Origin of the sequence: Spirosoma soli (genome assembly GCF_042684525.1) — a bacterium.
GTDB lineage: Bacteria > Bacteroidota > Bacteroidia > Cytophagales > Spirosomataceae > Spirosoma > Spirosoma soli.
The window spans coordinates 1-3166 of sequence record NZ_JBHULN010000042.1; the positions used below are offsets into that span (position 1 = coordinate 1).

Annotated in this window: 1 protein-coding gene; it reads right to left on the bottom strand. The window is 58.9% G+C overall.

Annotated elements, in window-relative coordinates:
- On the bottom strand, positions 1-3166 hold a 3166-nt coding region (locus ACFSUS_RS28950; RefSeq protein ID WP_381528761.1), incomplete at both ends, for a beta strand repeat-containing protein.

Consider the following 3166-nt stretch of genomic DNA (forward strand, 5'->3'; position numbering starts at 1 on the left):
AGATCGTGGCTGTTGGCTCGGCGCAGGTCAGGGTGTTGCTTACACTGGCCGTTACCTCAGGTACCGCCGTGTCACTGAAGACCGTCGTGGTCACCGACGCCTTGGCTCCGTTCTGGGCTGTCACCGTTACTGAGTACGCACCGGCCACACTCACCGAGATGCTTGGCGTGCTCTCGCCCGTGCTCCACAGGTAGCTTACCCCGGGTGTCGCCGTGGTGCTGATAGTGGCCGTCAGAGCGGTGCAACTCAGCTCGTTGCTCACGCTCACGGCCACCGTTGGCAGCGCTGTATCACTCACCACGGTTGTGGTCGTGGTAGCAAAGCAGCCATTGGCGCTAGTCACCGTTACCGAGTACGTACCCGCACTGTTGACCACAATGCTTGGACTAACCTCACCTGTGCTCCATAGGTAGCTCACGCCTGGGCTAGCCGTCGTTGAGATGGTGGCTGTAGGTTGCGCTACCGTCAAGGTGTTGCTCACACTAACCGTTATGGTTGGCACCGCTGTATCACTCACAACATCCGTAGTTGCTGTAGTGGCACATCCATTAGCTGTGATTACCGTTACCGAGTAGGTGCCAGCTGCACTCACCGAGACAGTAGCCGTCGTTTCACCCGTGTTCCACAGATAACTTGTCGCAGCGCTACTGGCGCTCACACTTACAATAGCCGTTGGATTGGCGCAGGTTAAGGTATTGCTCACACTCGCCGTTGCCGCTGCCACTTCGGTGTTGCTCTCAACAGTTGCAGTAGCTACTGCCGTGCAACCATTGGTACCCGTCACTACTACGGAGTACGTACCGGCGGCACTTACCAGGATGCTCGGGCTTGTGGCACCCGTGCTCCATAGGTAGCTCACGCCTGGGCTAGCCGTCGTTGAGATCGTCGCTGTAGGCTGACCACAGGTTAGCGTATTACTAACTGAAGCCGTTACCGCCGGTGTTACCGTATCACTGAAGACGGTTGTGCTCACAGAAGCCGTTGCTCCATTTGGTGCAGTCACCGTCACCGAGTAAGGCCCTTCGGCACTTACCACAATGCTCGGCGTGGTTTCACCCGTGCTCCAGCGGTAGGTTACCGTCGTGTTTGCCGTCGTACTGATGGTAGCCGTAGCAGTTCCCTCAGCACAAGTCAGCACGTTGCTTACACTAGCATTTATCAGCGGCACGGTCGTGTTGCTCACAACGTTTGTTGTGGTAGTGGCAATACAGCCATTGGCAGCCGTTACCGTTACTGAATACGGCCCTTCGGCACTTACCGAAATTGCCGGTGTGGTCGCCCCCGTGCTCCACAGATAGCTTACCCCTGGTGTGGCCGTCGTCGAGATGGTCGCCGTCGGCTGATTAACCGTCAGCGTATTGCTCACGCTGGCCGTTACCGTCGGTACTACTGTATCGCTAACAACGTTAGTGGTCGTTACCGTCGTACAGCCGTTGGCGGTTGTCGTCGTTACGGAATATGGTCCTGCAGCGTTTACTATAATGCTTGGCGTGGTTTCACCCGTGCTCCACAGATACGTTACATTGGCGTTAGCACTAACCGATACAGTAGCCGTAGGCTGAGCACAGGTCAAGGTGTTGCTCACTGAAGCCGTTACCGTTGGTACCGCCGTGTCACTCACTACATTGGTGGTCGTCGTTGCCGTACAGCCGCTAGCCGCCGTCACCGTCACCGAGTAGGTACCCGCAGCACTCACCGAGATGCTTGAAGTGGTCGCCCCCGTGCTCCACACGTAGCTCACACCCGGTGTGGCTGTGGTGGCAATTGTGGCCGTGGATTGAGCGCAAGTCAACGTATTGCTGGCTGAAGCCGTCACGGTTGGCGTGGCCGTATCACTGATAACGTTGGTTGTGGTCACCGCTGTACAGCCGTTGGTACCTGTTACCGTCACCGAGTACGGACCCGCCACACTCACCGAGATGCTCGAAGTCGTCGCCCCCGTGCTCCACAGGTAGCTCACCCCGTTACCTGGTACGGTGGCCGTAACAGTTGCCGTGGGCTGAGTACAAGTCAAAGTGTTGCTTACCGAGGCCGTTACCACTGGTACCGCCGTGTCGCTGAAGACCGTCGTGGTTACCGACGCCTTGCCACCGTTCTGAGCCGTTACCGTCACCGAGTACGGACCCGCCACACTCACCGAGATGCTCGAAGTCGTCGCCCCGTTGCTCCACAGGTAGCTCACCCCTGGGCTGGCCGTCGTGCTGATGGTGGCCGTCAGGGCCGTACAACTCAACTCGTTGCTCACACTAGCCGTTACCGTTGGCAACGCCGTGTCGCTTAGCACGGTTGTCGTCGTGGTAGCAAAGCAGCCGTTGGCCGAGGTCACCGTTACCGAGTAAGCCCCCGCGCTATTAACTACAATGTTTGGGGTGCTTTCACCCGTATTCCACAGATAGCTTACGCCTGGGGTCGCCGTGGTCGAGATGGTCGCCGTGGGCTGAGCAATGGTCAAGGTGTTGCTTACCGAAGCTGTTACCGTTGGGGCCGCCGTGTCACTCACTACGTTGGTCGTGGTTACGGTTGAGCAGCCATTGGCACCTGTTACCGTCACTGAGTACGGACCGGCCGCACTCACCGAGATGCTGGCCGTGGTCTCACCCGTGCTCCACACATAACTTATACCATTACCTGGTACGCTGGCCGTCGTTGAGATCGTTGCCGTAGGTTGAGCGCAGGTCAGCGTGTTGCTTACCGAAGCCGTTACTACTGGCACCGCTGTGTTGCTAAAGACATTCGTGGTGGCGAGGGCTGTAGCGCCGTTGGGCGCCGTCACCGTCACCGAGTACGGGCCAGCCGCACTCACTACGATGCTTGGCGTACTCGCCCCCGTGCTCCACACGTAGCTCACCCCGGGTGTAGCCGTGGTGCTGATGGTGGCCGTGGGCTGAGCGCAGGTCAGGGTGTTGCTCACTGAAGCCGTTACCGTTGGGGCCGCCGTGTCGCTGACCACCGTCGTGGTCGTGGCAGCCGTACAGCCGTTGGCCGAAGTCACCGTTACTGAGTAGGTGCCTGCGGCACTCACCGAGATGCTTGGCGTGGTCGCCCCCGTGCTCCACACGTAGCTCACCCCGGGTGTAGCCGTGGTGCTGATGGTGGCCGTGGGCTGGTTAACGGTGATGGTGTTGCTGGCTGAAGCCGTTACCGTTGGCACGGCCGTATCACTGAT